Consider the following 18,230-nt stretch of genomic DNA (forward strand, 5'->3'; position numbering starts at 1 on the left):
GCCGGGGTGCCCGGATGCGCCCAGAAGCGCAGGCCGGTCACCTTCCGGTGTCGCAGTCGCCGGCGGTGCACCTGCCGGTCCTGTACACCCAGGTCCTTGAAGGCCTGAGGGTGATCGAAAACGGACGTTATCTGGATGGCACGTTCGGTCGTGGCGGTCATGCACGTGGCGTGCTCACCCAGCTCGGTCCCGAGGGGCGCCTGCTGGTCATGGACAAGGATCCGGAAGCCATCGCCGTTGCCGAGCGCGATTTCGCGCCGGACCCGCGCGTGTCCATCTTCCGTGGCAGCTTCGCCCAGCTGCTGCAGTGGGATGCGACGGCCGAAGGCCTGGACGGCGTGTTGTTCGACCTGGGCGTGTCGTCGCCGCAGCTGGATGTGGCCGAACGTGGCTTCAGCTTCGGCAAGGACGGCCCGCTGGACATGCGCATGGACCCGGACAGCGGTGAAAGCGCTGCGCAGTGGATCAACCGCGTGGAAGAGCGCGAGATCGCCGATGTGCTGTGGACCTACGGCGAAGAGCGTCAGAGCCGGCGCATCGCCCGCGCCATCGTGGCCCGCCGCGAGAAGCAGCCGTTCTCCCGCACCGCCGAACTGGCCGAGCTGATCGCCTCGGTGATGCCGCGTGGAAAGGACAAGATCCATCCCGCCACGCGCAGCTTCCAGGCCATCCGCATCCACATCAACCGCGAGCTGGCCGATCTGGAAGCAGGGCTCGATGCGGCGGTGGAACGGCTCAAGCCCGGTGGCCGTCTGGCGGTGATCAGCTTCCACTCGCTGGAAGACCGCATCGTCAAGCAGTACATGAACCGCCTGGCCAAGGCGCCGCCGGCCAACCGCCGCCTGCCCGAGGCCGTTGCGTTCGTGCCGACGCTGGACCTGATCGGTGGGGCCATCAAGGCCACCGACGAAGAGCTGGCCGCCAACCCGCGCGCCCGCAGCGCCGTGCTGCGCGTGGCCCAGAAGCGGGAGGCTGACGCATGAGCCGGCTGCTGCTGATCATCCTGTTGGCCTGCACCGTGGCCTCGGCGATCGGCGTCGTGTTCGTGCGTCACCGTCATCGGCAGACGTTCATCGAGCTGTCGCGCGCCGAGCGCAAGCGCGATGACATCAACCTGGAATTCGGCCGTCTGCAGCTGGAGCAGGCCACGCTGGCCGAAGCCAACCGTGTCGATCGCATCGCCCGCGAAAAGCTCGGCATGAAGTTCCCCGAGGCCGCCGACATCGTGGTGGTGCGCCCATGAGCAAGGCCGGTCGCAACCGTCCACGCAATGCCTTCAACCTGCGCCAGCGCCTGCGCTGGGTGGCGTTGGCGCTTGGCCTGTGCTCGGTGTCGCTGGTCGGTCGCGCGGCCTACGTGCAGATCATCAACAGCGACTTCTACCAGCGCCAGGGTGAGGCCCGCTACCTGCGCGAGCTGCCGATCAAGACCTCGCGCGGCATGATCACCGACCGCAACGGCGAGCCGCTGGCGGTGTCCACGCCGGTTGCCTCGATCTGGGTCAACCCGCAGGACCTGCTGCGTTCGCCCGAACGCATCCCCGAGCTGGCCCAGGCGGTCGGCATGTCGGTGGATGAGCTGAGCAGCCGCCTGTCGCAGAAGTCGGACAAGGAATTCATGTATCTGCGTCGCCGGATCAATCCGGACGAGGCAGAGAAGGTGGTCGCGCTGAAGATTCCGGGCGTGGCGGCTCAGCGCGAGTTCCGCCGCTTCTACCCGCAGGGTGAGGCGATGGCGCACGTGCTGGGCTTCACCAACATCGATGATCGCGGCCAGGAAGGCCTGGAACTGGCCTTCGACGAATGGCTGCGCGGCAAGCCCGGTGCGAAGCGGGTGATCCGCAACCGCAAGGGGGAAACCGTCGAAAGCGATCTGCTGCGTGCCGCTGAGCCGGGCAAGGACCTGACCCTCAGCATCGACCGCCGCATCCAGTACCTGGCGTTCAAGGAACTGCGCAACGCGCTGGTGGCCAACAAGGCGGCCGGCGGCTCGATGGTGATCATGGACGTGACCACCGGCGAGATCCTGGCCATGGTCAACCTGCCGACCTACAACCCGAATTCGTTGACCGGCGCGATCCCTGATACGCGCCGCAACCGTGCGGTGACCGACCTGGTCGAGCCGGGTTCGACGATGAAGCCGCTGACCATCGCCACCGCGCTGCAGGCCGGTGCGGTGACCAAGGACACCATCATCGACACCAACCCGGGCTACATGACGCTGGGTCGCTTCACCATCCGCGACGTGCCACGCAACAACGGCGTGCTGAACGTGACCGGCGTGATCACCCGCAGTTCGAACGTGGGTGCAGCCAAGGTTGCGGCGAAGATGCCGGACCAGACCTTCTATGACGGCGTGCGCCGCTTCGGCTATGGCTCGGCGCCGCACAGCGGTTTCCCCGGTGAATCGGCTGGTGTGGTGATGCGTCCGGCGCGCTGGTCGGGGACCACCAAGACCACCATGTCCTACGGCTACGGCCTGTCGGTCACGCCACTGCAGATTGCCACCGCCTACTCGGCGCTGGCCAACGGCGGGCGCCTGATCGCGCCGACCTTCGTCAAGGGCCAGCGCAACGAAGGCCAGCAGATCATCGACGAGAACGTCGCCAGGCAGGTGGTGGCGATGATGGAAACGGTGGTCACCCAGGGCGGCGCCAAGCAGGCGGCGGTGCTGGGCTACCGCGTGGCCGGCAAGACCGGCACTGCACGCAAGGCTGGCCCGGGCGGTTACGAGCGCGGGCATTACAACGCGCTGTTCGCCGGCGTGGTGCCGGCCACCAACCCGCGCTTCGCCACCGTCATCGTCATCAACGATCCGCAGGCCGGCAAGTTCTACGGCGGCCTGGTGTCGGCGCCGGTCTATCACAACGTGATGGAAGGCACCCTGCGCCTGATGGACGTGCCGCTGGATGACCTGCAGTCGTGGCTGGCCGCACAGCAGTCGGGCAAGGTCGGCCATTCGGCCTCGATCCTGCCCGCACCGCCGGCCGAGACCGCGCTGCCGGTCGATGCCGCCGCTGAATTCGATGCTGCGCTGCCGAGCGCGCAAGCCCAGACGCCGCCCGTTACGGGAGGCACGCAATGAGTCCTTCGATGTTGCTTTCGCAGTTGCTTCCGGACGTGGCCCTGGCGGGCCATGATCCCGTTCTGACCGGCCTGGTGCTGGACAGCCGCGCCGTGCGCCCCGGCAATGCCTTCGTCGCGATCGCCGGCTTCGGCGCGCATGGGCTGGGCTTTGTCGAGCAGGCCCGTGCGGCCGGTGCCAGCGTCATCCTGTTCGAGCCACCGGCACCGGCCGAGCTGCCGGCGCCGGCCGATGCGATCGCCGTGCCGGGCCTGCGGGCGCGCATGGGGGCGATGGCCGACCAGTTCCATGGCGCGCCGTCGCGGGCGATGGCGATGGTTGGCGTGACCGGTACCAACGGCAAGACCTCCACCGTGCAGCTGCTGGCCCAGGCCTGGCACCTGCTCGGAACGCCCAGTGGCAGTATCGGCACGTTGGGCGCCGGACTTTATGGTGCGGTCGAGCCGACTGGTTTCACCACGCCGCTGGTGCTGCAGATGCATGCGCTGCTGGCACAGCTGCGCGACGCCGGTGCGCGCGCGGTGGCGATGGAAGTCAGCTCGCACGCGCTGGACCAGGGCCGCGTGGATGCCGTGCACTACGACGTGGCGGTGTTCACCAACCTCACCCGCGATCATCTGGACTACCACGGTGACATGGCCAGCTACGGCGCGGCCAAGGCGCGGCTGTTCCATCGCCCGGGCCTGAAGGCGGCGGTGGTCAACCTGGACGACGCCTTCGGTCGCCAGCTGTTCGCTGGCCTGCCTGCTGGCGTGCAACCGATCGGCCTGAGCTCGCGCGCTGCCGCTGACGCCAGCGTGCGCGCCGAGGCGCTGCAACTGGATGGACGCGGCATTGCCTTCGAGCTGGTCATCGACGGCCAGCGTGCTGCGGTGCAGTCGCCGCTGCTGGGCCGCTTCAACGTGGACAACCTGCTGGCCGTGGCCGGTACTCTGCATGCGCAGGGCCAGCCGCTGCCGCGCATCGCCGAAGTGCTGTCGGCGCTGCAGCCGATCCGTGGCCGCATGAACCGCCTGGGTGGTGAAGACGGTCTGCCGACAGTGGTGGTCGATTACGCCCATACCCCGGACGCGCTGGAGCAGGCGCTGGACAGCCTGCACGGCCATCTGCAGGGCACGCTGTTCTGCGTGTTCGGTTGCGGTGGCGAGCGCGATACCGGCAAGCGTCCGCAGATGGCGGCGATTGCCGAGCGCCTGGCCAACCAGGTCATCGTCACCGACGACAACCCGCGCGGCGAGGATGGCGACGTGATCGTGGCCGACATCCTGGCCGGCTTCCAGCACGCCGATGCCGTGACCGTGCAGCGCAACCGCGCGCGTGCGATCGGCCTGGCGGTGAAGCGTGCCGGTGCCGGCGACATCATCCTGATTGCCGGCAAGGGCCATGAGCCGTACCAGGAAGTGAATGGCGTGCGCCATGACTTCGACGACACCGAAGTGGCTGCGGCTGCACTGGCGGCCAAGGCCGGTGTTCTGCAGGCAAAGGCCGGGGAGGGCGCCGCATGAAGCGCACTCTGCTTTCGCTGATCGCACACTGGGCCGGCGGCGAGATCCATGGCGACGACGTGGCCATCGATGCAGTCAGCAATGACACCCGTAGCCTGGGCCCGGGCAGCCTGTATGTGGCGCTGCGCGGCGAGCGTTTCGACGGCCATGACTTCGCTGCCGACGCGCAGGCGCGCGGTGCCAGTGCGCTGCTGGTCGAGCGGCTGCTGCCGATCGAGCTGCCGCAGGTACTGGTGGCCGACAGCGAGCTGGCACTGGCGAAGATCGCCACCGGCATGCAGCGTGACCGTGGCACCGAGGTGTTCGCGATCACCGGCAGCAATGGCAAGACCAGCGTGAAGAGCCTGCTGCTGTCGATCCTGCAGCAGGTGGCCCAGCACGCGCACAAGGTGGTCTACGCCAACCCGGGTAACCGCAACAACGAGATCGGCCTGCCGCTGGCGGTGATCGACGCGCCGGAAGATGCCGACTACGCCGTCTACGAGATGGGCGCTGGCAAGCCTGGCGATATCGCCTACCTGACCGACATCGCCCGCCCGCGCTATGCGCTGGTCAACAACATCGCCCCCGCCCACCTGGAGCGGATGGGCAGCCTGCTCGGGGTGGCGGTGACCAAGGGCGCGATCTATGCCGCGCTGCCGGCCGATGGCGTGGCGGTGATCAACGCCGACGATGCCTACGGCCGCTGGTTCGAGCAGCACTTCGTCGGTCGCCCGCAGCGTTGCCGCGTGCTGCGCTATGGGCTGGAACACTCGGCGGACGTGACCGCGCGCGACATCCGCGCCGGTGCACAGGGCAGCCAGTTCACCCTGGTCGCCCCGACCGGCGAAGCCCGCGTGGTGCTGGGCCTGCCGGGTCGCCACAACGTCAGCAATGCGCTGGCCGCCGCCAGCCTGGCGCTGGCGGCCGGTGTCGATCTGGCGCTGATTGCGGCCGGTCTGGCCGAGGCGCAGCCGGTACCGGGCCGCCAGATTGCCCATCAGCTGCGCAACGGCGCGGTGCTGGTGGACGACAGCTACAACGCCAATCCCGGCTCGCTGGCTGCGGCCATCGATGCCCTGGCCGCTGCCCCGGAAGAGGGCTGGCTGGTGCTGGGTGACATGCGCGAGCTGGGCCCGGACGCCGAGGCGCTGCATGCGCAGGCCGGCATCCGCGCACGCGCCGCCGGCCTGAAGCGCCTGTACGCGCTGGGCCCGCTCAGTGCCGCCGCCGCCACCGCCTTCGGCGACGGCGGCCGTCATTTCGCCACCCACGACGCGCTGTCGCAGGCGCTGAAGGACGGGCTGCACGCCGGCGTGCGCTGCCTGGTCAAGGGTTCCCGTGGCAGCGCCATGGACACGATTGTCAAAGCGCTGCTGGCGCAAGGAGAGGAATCCCCGCATGTTGTATGAACTGGCTCGATGGTTGCAGCAGTTGGAGAGCCTGTTCGGGCTGTTCAACTACCAGACGTTCCGCGCCATCCTTGCCGCGCTGACGGCCCTGTTCCTGTCGCTGTGGCTTGGCCCGGCGATGATCCGCAAGCTCGCCCAGTTCAAGGGCGGCCAGCCGATCCGCCAGGACGGCCCGCAGACCCATTTCTCCAAGGCCGGCACGCCGACCATGGGCGGTTCGCTGATCCTGCTCACCATCACCCTGTCGGTGCTGATGTGGGCCGACCTGCGCAACCGCTACGTTTGGCTGGTGCTGGCGGTGATGCTGTGCTTCGGCGCCATCGGCTGGTATGACGACTGGATCAAGATCGTCCGCCGTGACCCGAACGGCCTGAAGTCGCGCTGGAAGTACCTGCTGCAGTCGATCTTCGGCCTGGCCGCGGGCCTGTTCCTGTTCTACACGGCCGACGTGCCGGCAGCGCTGACCTTCTACATCCCGATGTTCAAGTCGGTCGCGCTGCCGCTGGCCGGCATCGGCTTCGTGGCCATCGCCTACTTCTGGATCGTCGGCTTCTCCAACGCGGTGAACCTGACCGACGGCCTGGACGGCCTGGCAATCATGCCGACCGTGCTGGTGGCCTGCGCGCTGGGCGTGTTCGCCTATGCCTCGGGCAACGTGGTGTTCGCCAACTACCTGCAGATCCCGCAGATCCCGGGCGCCGGCGAGCTGGTCATCATCTGCGCGGCCATCGCCGGAGCCGGCCTGGGCTTCCTGTGGTTCAACACCTATCCGGCCATGGTCTTCATGGGCGACATCGGCGCGCTGGCGCTGGGTGCGGTGCTGGGCACCATCGCGGTGATCACCCGCCAGGAACTGGTGCTGGTGATCATGGGCGGCGTGTTCGTCATCGAAACCCTGTCGGTGATGATCCAGGTCGCCTCGTTCAAGCTGACCGGCAAGCGAGTGTTCCGCATGGCGCCGATCCACCACCATTTCGAACTGAAGGGCTGGCCGGAGCCGCGCGTGATCGTGCGCTTCTGGATCATCTCCGTCGTGCTCGTGCTGATCGGCCTGGCCACGTTGAAGGTGCGCTGAGATGAACGACCTGTCCCGCCAGGCAACACGCCTTGAAGCCATCGAAGGCAGCTACGACAAGTGGCTGCTGGGCGCGATCATCGCGCTCACCGGCGTGGGCGTGGTGATGGTGGCGTCCAGCTCGATCGCCTTGATGAGCAGCCCGTTCTACTACCTCAACCGCCACCTGATCTTCCTGGCGGTGGGTATCGTGCTGGCGGTCATCGCCGCCCGCACCGAGCTGAAGTCCATCGAGCAGTACAACCAGATGCTGCTGCTGGGCTGCTTCGTGCTGCTGCTGGCGGTGTTCGCGCCGGGCCTGGGCAGCACGGTCAACGGCGCACGCCGCTGGATCAACCTGGGCATCTCCAAGTTCCAGACGGTCGAGGCGGTTAAGGTGCTGTACATCGTCTGGCTGTCCAGCTACCTGGTGCGCTTCCGCGACGAGGTCAATGCGACCTGGCCGGCGATGCTCAAGCCGCTGGGCGTGGCCGGTGCGCTGGTGGTGCTGCTGCTGCTGCAGCCGGACTTTGGTTCTTCGACCCTGCTGCTGGCGATCACCGCCGGCATGCTGGTGCTGGGCGGGGTGAACATGCCGCGCATGTCGATGCCGGTGGTCATCGGCCTGGTCGGCATGAGCGCGCTGGCGATCATCGAGCCGTACCGCATGCGCCGCATCACCTCGTTCCTGGACCCGTGGGCCGACCAGCAGGGCGACGGCTACCAGCTGTCCAACGCGCTGATGGCGGTGGGCCGTGGCGAGTGGACCGGCGTCGGCCTGGGCAATTCGGTGCAGAAGCTCTACTACCTGCCGGAAGCGCATACCGACTTCATCTTCTCGGTCACCGCTGAGGAATTCGGTTTCCTAGGTACCTGCGTGATCGTGGCGCTGTACGCGCTGCTGGTCGGCCGTACCTTCTGGCTGGGCATGCGCTGCGTGGAAATGAAGCGCCACTTCTCCGGCTACATCGCCTTCGGCATCGGCCTGTGGATCAGCATGCAGACCTTCGTTTCGATCGGCGTGAACCTGGGTATCCTGCCGACCAAGGGCCTGACTCTGCCGCTGATCTCCTCCGGCGGCTCGTCGGTGCTGATGACCTGCGTGGCGATGGGCCTGCTGCTGCGCGTGTCCTATGAGCTCAAGCGCGCCGAGCGTCGCCAGGCCGTGCGCATCGGTGGCGCCGAAGAAACGGCTGCCGAGCCGATGGACGCCGCCGCCACGCCGGTGGCCGCCAGCGTGCCGGCGAGCGCCGAGCCGACGGCTGCCGCTGCGGCGAACGCAGCGCGCGGCACCAGCCGCCTGCAGTCGCGCATCGAACCGACCTTCGGGAGGCTGTCATGAGTGCAGCCAACGAGAAGGTGCGCCCGGTGATGATCCTCGCCGGTGGTACCGGCGGTCACATCTTCCCCGGCCTGGCCGTGGCCCGCGTGCTGCGCGAGCGTGGCGTGCCGGTCACCTGGATGGGCGCCGAAGGCGCGATGGAAACCCGCCTGGTGCCGCAGCACGACATCGCCATCGACACGCTGGCGATCACCGGCCTGCGCGGCAAGGGCAAGCTGGCGCTGCTGGCGGCGCCATGGCGGCTGATGCGCGCGCTGCGCGCGGCCGGCATGATCATCCGCAAGCGCCAGCCGCGTGCGGTGGTGGCCTTCGGTGGCTTCGCCTCCGGCCCGGGTGGCATGGCCACGCGCCTGCATGGCCTGCCGCTGATCGTGCATGAGCAGAACCGTGCACCGGGCCTGACCAACCGCATCCTGTCGCGCTATGCGCGCCGGCTGCTGACCGGCTTCCCGGGCACCTTCGCCCAGCGCGAGGAGTTCGTCGGCAACCCGGTGCGTGCGGAGATCGCCGCCATCGCTCCGCCGGAACAGCGCTTCGCCGACCGCAGCGGCCCGCTGCGCGTGCTGGTGGTGGGCGGCAGCCAGGGTGCGCGCGCACTCAATGCCGGCGTGCCGCAGGCGATTGCCGCGCTGGGTGCCGGCGTGCCGGTCCAGGTGCGCCACCAGAGCGGCGAGAAAATGCATGCCGAGGCGGTCGAGGCGTATGCCAAGGCCGGCGTGCAGGCTGAAATCACCCCGTTCATCGCGGACATGGCCGAGGCCTTCGCCTGGGCCGATCTGGTCGTGTGCCGCTCCGGTGCGTCGACCCTGGCCGAGCTGTGCGCGGCCGGCGTCGGCAGCGTGCTGGTGCCATTCCCTGCTGCCGTCGACGATCACCAGACCCGCAATGCGGAGTACCTGGTCGAGCGCGGCGCGGCGGTGTTGCTGAAGCAGGACGGAACGCTGGCCGACGGCATTGCCGCACTGCTGCGCGATCTGTCCGAAAATCCCGCCCGCCGCATGCAGATGGCGCAAGCCGCGCGTGCCCTGGCCAAGGTCGATGCCGCCGAGCGCATCGCCGATATCATTCTCGAGGAAGCTGTATGAAGAAGGCATGCCACCGCGCCTGCCCTGCGCGAGGCCGCGCATGATCCGTCGCCTGCACGACACCAACGACCTGGTGCGCGCGTTCCCGCGCGTGCATTTCGTCGGCATCGGTGGCACCGGCATGAGTGGCATCGCCGAAGTGATGCTGACGCTGGGCTACGAAGTGTCCGGCTCGGACAACGCCGACAACGTAGCGACCCGCCGCCTGGCCAGCCTGGGTGCGCGCATCATGCGCGGCCACTCGGCAGCCAATGTGCTGGGCACCGACTGCGTGGTGGTCTCCAGCGCCATCCGCGAGGACAACCCGGAGCTGATGGAAGCGCGCAGCCAGCGCATTCCGATCATGCCGCGCGCGGCGATGCTGGCCGAGCTGATGCGCTTCCGCCGCGGCATCGCCGTGGCCGGTACCCATGGCAAGACCACCACCACCAGCCTGACCGCAGCGGTGCTGAGCGAAGGTGGCCTGGACCCGACGTTCGTGATCGGTGGCCAGCTGCTGGCTGCCGGTGCCAACGCCAAGCTGGGCGGTGGGCAGTGGCTGGTGGCCGAGGCCGACGAAAGCGATGGCAGCTTCCTGCGCCTGAACCCGCTGATGTCGATCATCACCAACATCGATGCGGACCACCTGGAGAACTACGGCAACGACTTTGCCCGCGTGCAGGCGGCGTTCGCCGAATTCCTGCAGCGCCTGCCGTTCTACGGCCTGGCGGTGCTGTGCATCGACGATCCGGAAGTGGCCGCGCTGGCTGCCAGGACCCCGCGCCACGTGATGAGCTACGGCATGAGCCCGCAGGCCGACGTGCGCGCCGAGAACGTGGTGCAGGAAGGATCGCGCATGCGCTTCACGCTGCGCCTGCCGCAGGGCACCAGCCAGGAAGTGGTGCTGGCGCTGCCGGGCAGGCACAACGTACTCAACGCGCTGGCCGCCGCCGCGGTGGGCTGGCAGCTAGGCGTGGCACCGGACGCCATCGCGCGCGCGCTGGAAGGCTTCGCCGGCGTCGGCCGCCGCTTCAATGACCTGGGCGAAGTGACCACCGCCAGCGGTGCCAAGGTGCGCATCATCGACGACTACGGCCATCACCCGAGCGAGCTGGAGGCGGTGTTCGCCGCCGCTCGCGGCGGCTGGGCTGACAAGCGCCTGGTGGTGGCCTTCCAGCCGCACCGCTACAGCCGCACCCGTGACCAGTTCGACAAGTTTGCCGCGGTGCTGTCCAGCGTCGACGCGCTGGTGCTGAGCGAGGTCTATCCGGCCGGTGAGGAACCCATTGCCGGTGCCGACTCGCATGCGCTGGCCCGCGCCATCCGCGCGCGTGGCCGCAGCGAGCCGGTGGTGGTGGGCAAGGCCGCCGAGCTGGCCAGCGTGCTGCCGGACGTGCTGCAGGACGGTGACTTGCTGCTGATGATGGGGGCCGGCGATATCGGTGCCGTGGCCGCCCATATCGCGGTGGAAGGCTTCCAGGGGGAGGGCCAGGCGTGAGCGCGCTGACTTTCCCGCCGCTGCGCGTGACCGACCCGGCCGTGTTCGGCCGCGTCGCCGTGCTGCTCGGCGGCAGTTCCAGCGAACGCGAGGTGTCGCTGGATTCGGGCCGCAACGTGCTCGAAGCCCTGCAGTCGCGCGGCGTCGATGCGTTCGCCGTCGATGGCATTCCGGCGCTGGCCAGCGCGCTCGCCGCCGGTGGCATCGACCGCGTGTTCAACATCCTGCATGGTCACAACGGTGGCGGTGAGGACGGCATCGTGCAGGGCCTGATGGACGCCTTCGGCGTGCCGTACACCGGCTCGGACGTGCTGGGTTCGGCGCTGAGCATGGACAAGATCCGCACCAAGCAGGTGTGGCTGTCGCTGGGCCTGCCAACGCCGCAGTACCGCAAGGTCGACGCGTCGAACGTGCATGCGCTGGCCGCCGAGCTGGGCCTGCCGGTGGTGGTGAAGCCGGCCAACGAAGGCTCCAGCGTGGGCATCAGCCGGGTCACCGACGAGGCCGGCCTGGACGAGGCCGTGGCCCTGGCCGCGCGCTACGACGGCCAGTTGCTGATGGAGCAGATGGTGGTGGGCGATGAGCTGACCGTCGCCATCCTTGGCGACGTTGCCCTGCCGTCGATCCGCATCGTGCCCAAGGGCCAGTGGTACGACTACAACGCCAAGTACATCGCCGAGGACACCCAGTACCTGTGCCCGGGCCTGGACGGTAGCGACGAAGACGAGATCCGCCGCATCGCGCTGGCCGCATTCCGCGCCGCCGGCTGCCGTGGCTGGGGCCGCGTGGACGTGATGCGTGACCGCGCCAGCGGCCGTTTCTTCCTGCTGGAAGTGAACACCGCGCCGGGCATGACCAGCCATTCGCTGGTACCCAAGGCGGCCCGCCAGGCCGGCATCGGTTTCGAGGAACTGGTGTGGCGCGTGCTGGAACAGACCCTGGAGGCCAAGCACGCATGAACGCGCTGCTGCGCATCTTCGTCTGGCTGTTGGCACTGTCGGTGGTTGCACTGCCGGTGGTGGCCGTGGTCAATGGCTGGGTCGGCGCCGAGCGCTGGCCGCTGGCGAAGCTGCGCGTGCATGGCGAGTTCAAGCGGGTACCGGCCGAGCAGCTGCAGCAGGTGCTGCTGCCGTACGCGCGCGCCGGGTTCTTCGCGGTCAAGCTGCAGGATGCGCAGGACGCGCTGGAAAAGCTGCCGTGGGTGGAAAGCGCGCAGGTACGCAAGCAGTGGCCGGACGTGCTGGAAGTGACCCTGGTCGAGCACAAGCCGTTCGCACGCTGGGGCAACGACCGCCTGGTCTCCGAGCAGGGCAAGCTGTTCCCCACGCCGAAGAAGCTGTCCGACCTGGAACTGCCGGAGCTGGATGGCCCGGACAGCCAGACCCAGGAAGTGATGAAGCTGTACAGCGACTCGCGTGCCTTGTTCGCACCGGCCGGCGTCGACGTGCGCCGGGTGACGATGGATGCACGCGGCAGCTGGTCGCTGGTGCTGAGCAACGGCACCGAAGTGGTGGTCGGCCGTGACGACGCGCGCTCGCGCATGCAGCGCTTCGTCAAGGTGCTGCCGCAGCTCAACAGACAGGACGCGCCGATCGAGCGCGCAGATCTCCGTTACACCAATGGTTTCACGCTGAGCTGGGGTACCCCGGCCACGCCGGCGAAAACGCCGGCGACCCCGGCCAGAAGCACGCAGGAAAGGACATGAATCGCAAGGGTGACAAATCGCTGATCGTTGGCCTGGACATCGGCACCTCCAAGGTGGTGGCGCTGGTGGGCGAGTATTCGCCGGGCAACCCGATCGAAGTGATCGGCATCGGCTCGCACGAATCGCGCGGGCTGAAGCGTGGCGTGGTGGTGGACATCGAATCGACCGTGCAGTCGATCCAGCGTGCGGTGGAAGAAGCCGAGCTGATGGCCGGCTGCGAGATCCGTTCGGTGTACGCCTCGATCTCCGGCAACCACGTGCAGTGCAAGAACTCGCCGGGCATCGTGCCGATCCGCGACGGTGAAGTGACCTGGGGCGACCTGGATCGCGTGCTCGACGCAGCCAAGGCGGTGGCGATCCCGGCCGACCAGAAGATCCTGCACGCGATTCCGCGCGAGTACGTGCTGGACGATTCGCAGGAGGGCATCCGCAACCCGGTCGGCATGACCGGCGTGCGCCTGGAGGTACATGCGCACTTGGTGGTGTGCGCGCAGTCGGCGGCGGCCAACATCAGCAAGTGCGTGCAGCGCTGCGGCCTGCAGGTGGACGACCTGGTGCTGTCCTCGCTGGCCTCCAGCGTGGCGGTGCTGACCGCCGACGAGCGCGAGCTGGGCGTGGTGCTGGTCGACATGGGCGCCGGTACCACCGACATCGCGGTGTTCGTGCAGGGCGCGATCTGCCACACCGCCTCGCTGCCGATCGCCGGCGACCACGTGACCAACGACATCGCGCACATGCTGCGCACGCCGACCCCGGAAGCCGAGCAGATCAAGGTGCGCTATGCCTGCGCCCTGGCCCAGCTGGCCACGGCCGAGGAGAGCATCCAGGTGCCGTCGGTCGGCGACCGGCCGCCGCGCCGCATGCCGCGCCACTCGCTGGCGCAGGCCGTGCAGGGCCGTTACGAGGAGATCTTCGAGATGGTGCAGGCCGAACTGCGCCGCTCCGGCTTCGAGGAACTGGTGCGCGCCGGCATGGTGCTGACCGGTGGCGCGTCGAAGATGGAGGGCGTGGTCGAACTGGCCGAGGAAATGCTGCAGATGCCGGTGCGCGTGGGCATCCCGCAGCACGTCACCGGCCTGGGCGAAGTGGTCGGCAACCCGGTGCACGCTACCGGCGTGGGCCTGCTGCTGATGGGCAGCCAGATCGAGCACCCGCGGCGGCCGTCGCTGCCGACCGGGCGCGCTGGAAGCATGTTCAAGAAACTCAAGACCTGGTTCCGCGGCGAGTTCTGACGCGGAACCCGTAACTCCGGGCCCGGCCCGGCGCAACACCCGCAATACCCGCATCACAACGCAACAACGCACTACACAACCCACACAGCCGCAACGGCAACATGACACGCGAAGGCAGGAGGCCCGACCGTCCATGCCACCGACAAGCGGATACAACGAGGACACGGACATGGCGCATTTTGAACTGATCGAAAAGATGGCACCCAATGCGGTGATCAAGGTGGTTGGCGTGGGCGGCGGCGGCGGCAATGCCGTGGCGCACATGGTCAACTCGGCGGTGGACGGCGTGGAGTTCATCACCGCCAACACCGACTCGCAGGCCATCAAGAATTGTGGTGCCAAGCTGCAGCTGCAGCTGGGTACCAACGTGACCAAGGGCCTGGGCGCAGGCGCGAACCCGGAAGTCGGCCGCCAGGCCGCGCTGGAAGACCGTGAGCGCATCATGGACGCGCTGCAGGGCGCGGACATGGTGTTCATCACCGCCGGCATGGGCGGCGGCACCGGCACCGGCGCTGCGCCGGTGGTGGCGCAGCTGGCCAAGGAAATGGGCATCCTGACCGTGGCCGTGGTCACCAAGCCGTTCCCGTTCGAAGGCCGTCGCCGCATGCAGGTGGCGCTGAAGGGCATCGAGGAACTGAGCCAGCACTGCGACTCGCTGATCACGATCCCGAACGAGAAGCTGATCACCGTGCTGGGTCGCAACGCGACCATGATCCAGGCCTTCCGCGCCGCCAACGACGTGCTGCAGGGCGCCGTGCAGGGCATCGCCGACCTTATCGTGCGTCCGGGCCTGATCAACGTCGACTTCGCCGACGTGCGCACCGTCATGTCCGAAATGGGCCTGGCGATGATGGGTACCGGCACCGCACGGGGCGATGACCGCGCCCAGGCCGCTGCCGAATCGGCGATCCAGAACCCGCTGCTGGACGATGTGAACCTGGCCGGTGCCAACGGCATCCTGGTCAACATCACCGCCGGCGCCGACTTCACCATGGCCGAGTTCGACGAGATCGGCCGCACCATCGACGGCTTCGCTTCGGAAGACGCCACCGTCGTGGTCGGCACCGTGCTGGACCCGGACATGCAGGACGAAGTGCGCGTGACCGTGGTGGCCACTGGCCTGAACCGCGTATCGGCCAGCAAGACCCAGCGTCCGGGCGAGCGTGCACCGATCAAGCTGGTCCGCAACGCCACCACCGGCCAGCCGGAGTTCGGCGAGTTCGACAACGGCGGCGACGCCGTGTCCAAGGCCGTGGGCGGCATGGGCCTGGGCCTGCGTCGCGCCAGCAGCGATACCGCGGCGGCTTCCGCCCCGTCGGCCCCGTCGGCTTCGGCCCCGGCAGCGGCGGAACTGCCGAACGACTACCTGGACATCCCGGCCTTCCTGCGCCGCCAGGCGGACTAAGCGGGGCGGCCCGGGGTTGTCCTCCCCGGGTTGCGCCACCATGTCCTGAAAATGCGGGCGCCGGGCCAGGATGGGCCCGGCCGCCCTGCTTCACGCGCTTTCCCAGCGGCGTGCCGGTGTGTCCTGCCGGTGGCTGTCACTGGCGTTTCAGCCAGGGTAGGGGAGTGCGCGTGTTAATCTAATGTGTCACTTCCGGTCCATCCCCATGATCCAGCAACGCACCCTCAAGAACACGATCCGCGCCACCGGCGTTGGCCTGCATAGTGGTGACAAGGTCTACATGACCCTGCGCCCGGCACCGGTCAACCATGGCATCGTGTTCCGCCGCGTGGACCTGGACCCGGTGGTGGAAGTGCCGGCCAAGGCCGAACTGGTCACCGAAGTGACCCTGTGCACCGGCCTGACCTGCAACGACGCCAAGATCCAGACCGTCGAACACCTGATGTCGGCGCTGGCCGGCCTGGGTGTGGACAACATCATCGTCGAGCTGTCCTCGGCCGAGCTGCCGATCATGGACGGTTCGGCCGGCCCGTTCGTGTTCCTGCTGCAGTCGGCAGGCATCGTGGAACAGGATGCGCCCAAGCGCTTCATCCGCGTGCTGAAGACTGTGGAAGTGACCGAGGGCGACAAGGTGGCCCGCTTCACTCCGTACGAGGGTTACAAGCTGGGTTTCACCATCCAGTTCAACCACCCGATGATTCCGGCCAAGCAGTCGCGCCAGGAAATCGAGTTCTCGACGCTGGCCTACACCAAGGAAATCTCCCGCGCGCGCACCTTTGGTTTCATGCGCGACCTGGAGTACATGCGCGAGCGCAACCTGGGTCTGGGCGGTTCGATGGACAACGCCATCGTGCTGGACGAGTTCCGCGTGCTCAACGAAGACGGCTTGCGCTACGCCGACGAATTCGTGCGCCACAAGATCCTTGACGCCATCGGCGACCTCTATCTGGCCGGTGGCCAGGTGTTGGGTGCCTACGAGGGCTTCAAGTCCGGCCACGCGCTCAACAACAAGCTGGTGCGGGCCCTGATGGCCGATGCCAGTGCCTGGGAATGGGTCAGCTTCGACTCGCCGGCCACCCCGGATCCGGTGGAATACGCCACCCCGGCGTACGCATGATTCCATAGGTTGTTGAATTTAAAGATAAAAACGCCGCCTTCCTGGGCGGCGTTCTTGTTTCCGGCGTTGGCGACGCATTCAGCGTGCTTGAAAGACGTCAAGGCTGGTTCAAGGTCACGGTTTTGTGAACCTGTTGGATCAGAAGCCTGAATTTAACGCAGTTTTAACAACAATCTAACGACAGGCCCCCGGATGGCCGCTAGGATGCGACCCGGCCCCCGAAATGTTTCACGCCGTGGTGACACGCGCGACGGGGAGCGGAGCCGGATGCTCCGTTGCCATCAGGACCGTTTCTTCGGCTTCGAGGGAACGTCCTGCAGGCAAGCCAAGGCGTCGCGTAGCCCTTTGTGCGTGGCGGCTGAAACTGCGTGGGGTCCATTCCGGTTGTCGAGCGCTGGGGAGCGCGTGGGAGTGGGAGACGCAGTCTTGATGGTCACCCTGGTGGCCTTCAGCCCGATGGAACGGGCCGCGTCGAGCAGCTGGGCTTCGGCAAGCCGCAACTTGGCATGCCAGACCGGGGACTCGACGAGAAAAACGAGGTGTTCCCCGTCCACATTGGCCAGCCGGCAACGGCTGCGCAGAGGTGGCGGCAACTGGGGGCGCAACTGACGGTCCAGCGCGTCGAGCCACAGGGCACGCCGCAGCGGGTTCCCGCTTTTGTCCGCCATTACCGCATCCAGCGCCGGTTTCGGTGCCGACGCGGGGCGAACGCTGGATTTCGGCTCAGACATGAAAACTCACTGATGGCATTCAAAAAGATCGTAATCAAAACGCGTGAAGGACAGGCCAAATCGTCGCCGATCACGCGTTTGCGGTTCTATTTCGAGGACCGCCCCCGCGCCCTGCTGGGCAGCGTGCTCGGGGTAGGCTGCATTATCGGCCTTGCTGGCGGCATTGGCGCCAGCGCGCTGAATGATTCCCGGCTGCAGGCCAAGGTCGAGCGCCAGGATGCGGAGCTGGCCAAGGTCAAGCGCGATGCGCAGACCCAGGTCAATGCGCTGGCGGCTCGCCTCGGCGAGCTGCAGGCCCAGGCGACCCGCCTCAACGCCCTCGGCGAACGGCTGACCCAGATGGGCAAGCTGGAGGACGGCGAGTTCGACTTCAACGAGACCCCCGGCCTCGGTGACGGTGACGCAGGCGGCCCGACCAGCGACATCCCGGTCAAGGACGTCAACGCCGACTTACAGGTGCTGGAGCAGCGCTTCGCTGCTTCAGGCCGCCAGCTGTCGGTGATGGAATCGCTGATGTTCGACCACCAGCTGCAGCAGAACGCCGTGCCGTCGCGCATGCCGATCCGCAACAGCTACGTGACCTCCGGCTTCGGCACCCGTGCCGACCCGTTCGGCCGCGGTGCCGCCACCCACAAGGGCATGGACTTCCACGCAAAGGTCGGTGACCCGGTGATGGCCGTGGCCGAGGGCGTGGTCAGCTTCGCCGGCGTGAAGGGCGGCTACGGCAATGTCGTCGATGTCGACCATGGCAATGGCTATGTCACCCGCTACGCGCACAATTCGCGCCTGGTGGTGAAGGCCGGCGACCTGGTCCGTGCCGGCCAGGAAGTGGCCAAGGCCGGTTCCACCGGCCGTTCGACCGGTGCCCACGTGCACTTCGAGGTGTGGGAGAACGGCAACGTGGTCAACCCGCGCAAGTTCCTCGGCGACGGCGGCAACACGCCGGTCGGGCGGGTCAGCCGCGGTTGATCCCCGGGTCGGATCCCTTCCGCGCCGCGCAAGGGCTCTGACCCGACTCGGTTGATCTGGTAGTGCCGGCCGCTGGCCGGCAACCTCATGGATTTCGGCAGCATCGCGGATTGCCGGCCAGCGGCCGGCACTA

General features: G+C 67.8%; 15 protein-coding genes and 1 pseudogene. 15 read left to right on the forward strand and 1 reads right to left on the reverse strand.

Annotated elements, in window-relative coordinates; all coding sequences use genetic code 11:
* Positions 1-14 precede the first annotated feature (14 nt).
* From rsmH to lpxC, 14 genes and pseudogenes are all read left to right on the forward strand, one after another.
* Positions 15-983, forward strand: coding sequence for a 16S rRNA (cytosine(1402)-N(4))-methyltransferase RsmH (gene rsmH, locus DL544_RS03110; protein ID WP_049468237.1), 969 nt, complete (start codon positions 15-17; stop codon positions 981-983).
* Positions 980-1,243: a cell division protein FtsL gene (gene ftsL, locus DL544_RS03115; protein ID WP_005415286.1), complete on the forward strand. Its 264-nt coding sequence runs from the start codon at positions 980-982 to the stop codon at positions 1,241-1,243. Before rsmH ends, ftsL begins: the two co-directional genes overlap by 4 nt.
* Positions 1,240-3,084, forward strand: coding sequence for a peptidoglycan D,D-transpeptidase FtsI family protein (locus DL544_RS03120; RefSeq protein ID WP_005415287.1), 1,845 nt, complete (start codon positions 1,240-1,242; stop codon positions 3,082-3,084). The genes ftsL and DL544_RS03120 overlap by 4 nt, the downstream gene beginning before the upstream one ends.
* Complete coding sequence (locus tag DL544_RS03125; RefSeq protein ID WP_065178759.1) at positions 3,081-4,589, forward strand: UDP-N-acetylmuramoyl-L-alanyl-D-glutamate--2,6-diaminopimelate ligase; 1,509 nt, start codon at positions 3,081-3,083, stop codon at positions 4,587-4,589. Before DL544_RS03120 ends, DL544_RS03125 begins: the two co-directional genes overlap by 4 nt.
* Complete coding sequence (locus DL544_RS03130) at positions 4,586-5,980, forward strand: UDP-N-acetylmuramoyl-tripeptide--D-alanyl-D-alanine ligase (protein WP_069139506.1); 1,395 nt, start codon at positions 4,586-4,588, stop codon at positions 5,978-5,980. Before DL544_RS03125 ends, DL544_RS03130 begins: the two co-directional genes overlap by 4 nt.
* A complete protein-coding gene (gene mraY / locus DL544_RS03135) occupies positions 5,970-7,055 on the forward strand; it encodes a phospho-N-acetylmuramoyl-pentapeptide-transferase (protein WP_005415291.1) in 1,086 nt (361 codons plus the stop codon). Before DL544_RS03130 ends, mraY begins: the two co-directional genes overlap by 11 nt.
* Position 7,056: 1 nt before the next feature.
* Positions 7,057-8,376, forward strand: a complete 1,320-nt coding sequence (gene ftsW, locus DL544_RS03140; RefSeq protein WP_005415292.1) for a putative lipid II flippase FtsW — start codon at positions 7,057-7,059, stop codon at positions 8,374-8,376.
* Positions 8,373-9,461, forward strand: a complete 1,089-nt coding sequence (gene murG / locus DL544_RS03145; protein ID WP_139726737.1) for an undecaprenyldiphospho-muramoylpentapeptide beta-N-acetylglucosaminyltransferase — start codon at positions 8,373-8,375, stop codon at positions 9,459-9,461. Before ftsW ends, murG begins: the two co-directional genes overlap by 4 nt.
* Positions 9,462-9,501: 40 nt before the next feature.
* The gene (gene murC / locus DL544_RS03150) at positions 9,502-10,938 is read left to right on the forward strand and encodes a UDP-N-acetylmuramate--L-alanine ligase (protein ID WP_005415294.1); all 1,437 of its coding nucleotides are present in this window, start codon (positions 9,502-9,504) and stop codon (positions 10,936-10,938) included.
* Complete coding sequence (locus DL544_RS03155) at positions 10,935-11,897, forward strand: D-alanine--D-alanine ligase (RefSeq protein ID WP_139726738.1); 963 nt, start codon at positions 10,935-10,937, stop codon at positions 11,895-11,897. The genes murC and DL544_RS03155 overlap by 4 nt, the downstream gene beginning before the upstream one ends.
* Positions 11,894-12,571 (forward strand): annotated as a pseudogene (locus DL544_RS03160) (cell division protein FtsQ/DivIB); the annotation flags it as partial. The gene DL544_RS03155 and the pseudogene DL544_RS03160, both read left to right, overlap by 4 nt.
* Before the next feature lie 68 nt (positions 12,572-12,639).
* A complete protein-coding gene (gene ftsA / locus DL544_RS03165; RefSeq protein WP_005408083.1) occupies positions 12,640-13,875 on the forward strand; it encodes a cell division protein FtsA in 1,236 nt (411 codons plus the stop codon).
* Positions 13,876-14,044: 169 nt separating this feature from the next.
* The gene (gene ftsZ / locus DL544_RS03170) at positions 14,045-15,280 is read left to right on the forward strand and encodes a cell division protein FtsZ (RefSeq protein WP_111096806.1); all 1,236 of its coding nucleotides are present in this window, start codon (positions 14,045-14,047) and stop codon (positions 15,278-15,280) included.
* A 205-nt stretch (positions 15,281-15,485) separates the two neighbouring features.
* Positions 15,486-16,397: a UDP-3-O-acyl-N-acetylglucosamine deacetylase gene (lpxC, locus tag DL544_RS03175; RefSeq protein ID WP_005415298.1), complete on the forward strand. Its 912-nt coding sequence runs from the start codon at positions 15,486-15,488 to the stop codon at positions 16,395-16,397.
* Positions 16,398-16,678: 281 nt separating this feature from the next.
* Here the strand turns inward: lpxC and DL544_RS03180 are convergent, their stop codons facing one another.
* Complete coding sequence (locus DL544_RS03180; RefSeq protein ID WP_049413132.1) at positions 16,679-17,128, reverse strand: DciA family protein; 450 nt, start codon at positions 17,126-17,128, stop codon at positions 16,679-16,681.
* Positions 17,129-17,140: 12 nt separating this feature from the next.
* Here DL544_RS03180 and DL544_RS03185 point away from each other — a divergent pair, with 12 nt between their 5' ends.
* A complete protein-coding gene (locus DL544_RS03185; protein WP_053498833.1) occupies positions 17,141-18,097 on the forward strand; it encodes a M23 family metallopeptidase in 957 nt (318 codons plus the stop codon).
* The last annotated feature ends 133 nt before the right edge of the window (positions 18,098-18,230 follow it).

This window comes from Stenotrophomonas sp. pho (assembly GCF_006228405.1).
GTDB lineage: Bacteria > Pseudomonadota > Gammaproteobacteria > Xanthomonadales > Xanthomonadaceae > Stenotrophomonas > Stenotrophomonas sepilia.

Coding starts and splice junctions, on each gene's coding strand:
- DL544_RS03180 (WP_049413132.1), bottom strand. CDS start 17,128: ATGTCTGAGCCGAAATCCAGCGTTCGCCCCGCGTCGGCACCGAAACCG.
- ftsZ (WP_111096806.1), top strand. CDS start 14,045: ATGGCGCATTTTGAACTGATCGAAAAGATGGCACCCAATGCGGTGATC.
- DL544_RS03185 (WP_053498833.1), top strand. CDS start 17,141: ATGGCATTCAAAAAGATCGTAATCAAAACGCGTGAAGGACAGGCCAAA.
- DL544_RS03130 (WP_069139506.1), top strand. CDS start 4,586: ATGAAGCGCACTCTGCTTTCGCTGATCGCACACTGGGCCGGCGGCGAG.
- murC (WP_005415294.1), top strand. CDS start 9,502: ATGATCCGTCGCCTGCACGACACCAACGACCTGGTGCGCGCGTTCCCG.
- lpxC (WP_005415298.1), top strand. CDS start 15,486: ATGATCCAGCAACGCACCCTCAAGAACACGATCCGCGCCACCGGCGTT.
- ftsL (WP_005415286.1), top strand. CDS start 980: ATGAGCCGGCTGCTGCTGATCATCCTGTTGGCCTGCACCGTGGCCTCG.
- mraY (WP_005415291.1), top strand. CDS start 5,970: ATGTTGTATGAACTGGCTCGATGGTTGCAGCAGTTGGAGAGCCTGTTC.
- murG (WP_139726737.1), top strand. CDS start 8,373: ATGAGTGCAGCCAACGAGAAGGTGCGCCCGGTGATGATCCTCGCCGGT.
- DL544_RS03120 (WP_005415287.1), top strand. CDS start 1,240: ATGAGCAAGGCCGGTCGCAACCGTCCACGCAATGCCTTCAACCTGCGC.
- rsmH (WP_049468237.1), top strand. CDS start 15: ATGCGCCCAGAAGCGCAGGCCGGTCACCTTCCGGTGTCGCAGTCGCCG.
- ftsW (WP_005415292.1), top strand. CDS start 7,057: ATGAACGACCTGTCCCGCCAGGCAACACGCCTTGAAGCCATCGAAGGC.
- ftsA (WP_005408083.1), top strand. CDS start 12,640: ATGAATCGCAAGGGTGACAAATCGCTGATCGTTGGCCTGGACATCGGC.
- DL544_RS03125 (WP_065178759.1), top strand. CDS start 3,081: ATGAGTCCTTCGATGTTGCTTTCGCAGTTGCTTCCGGACGTGGCCCTG.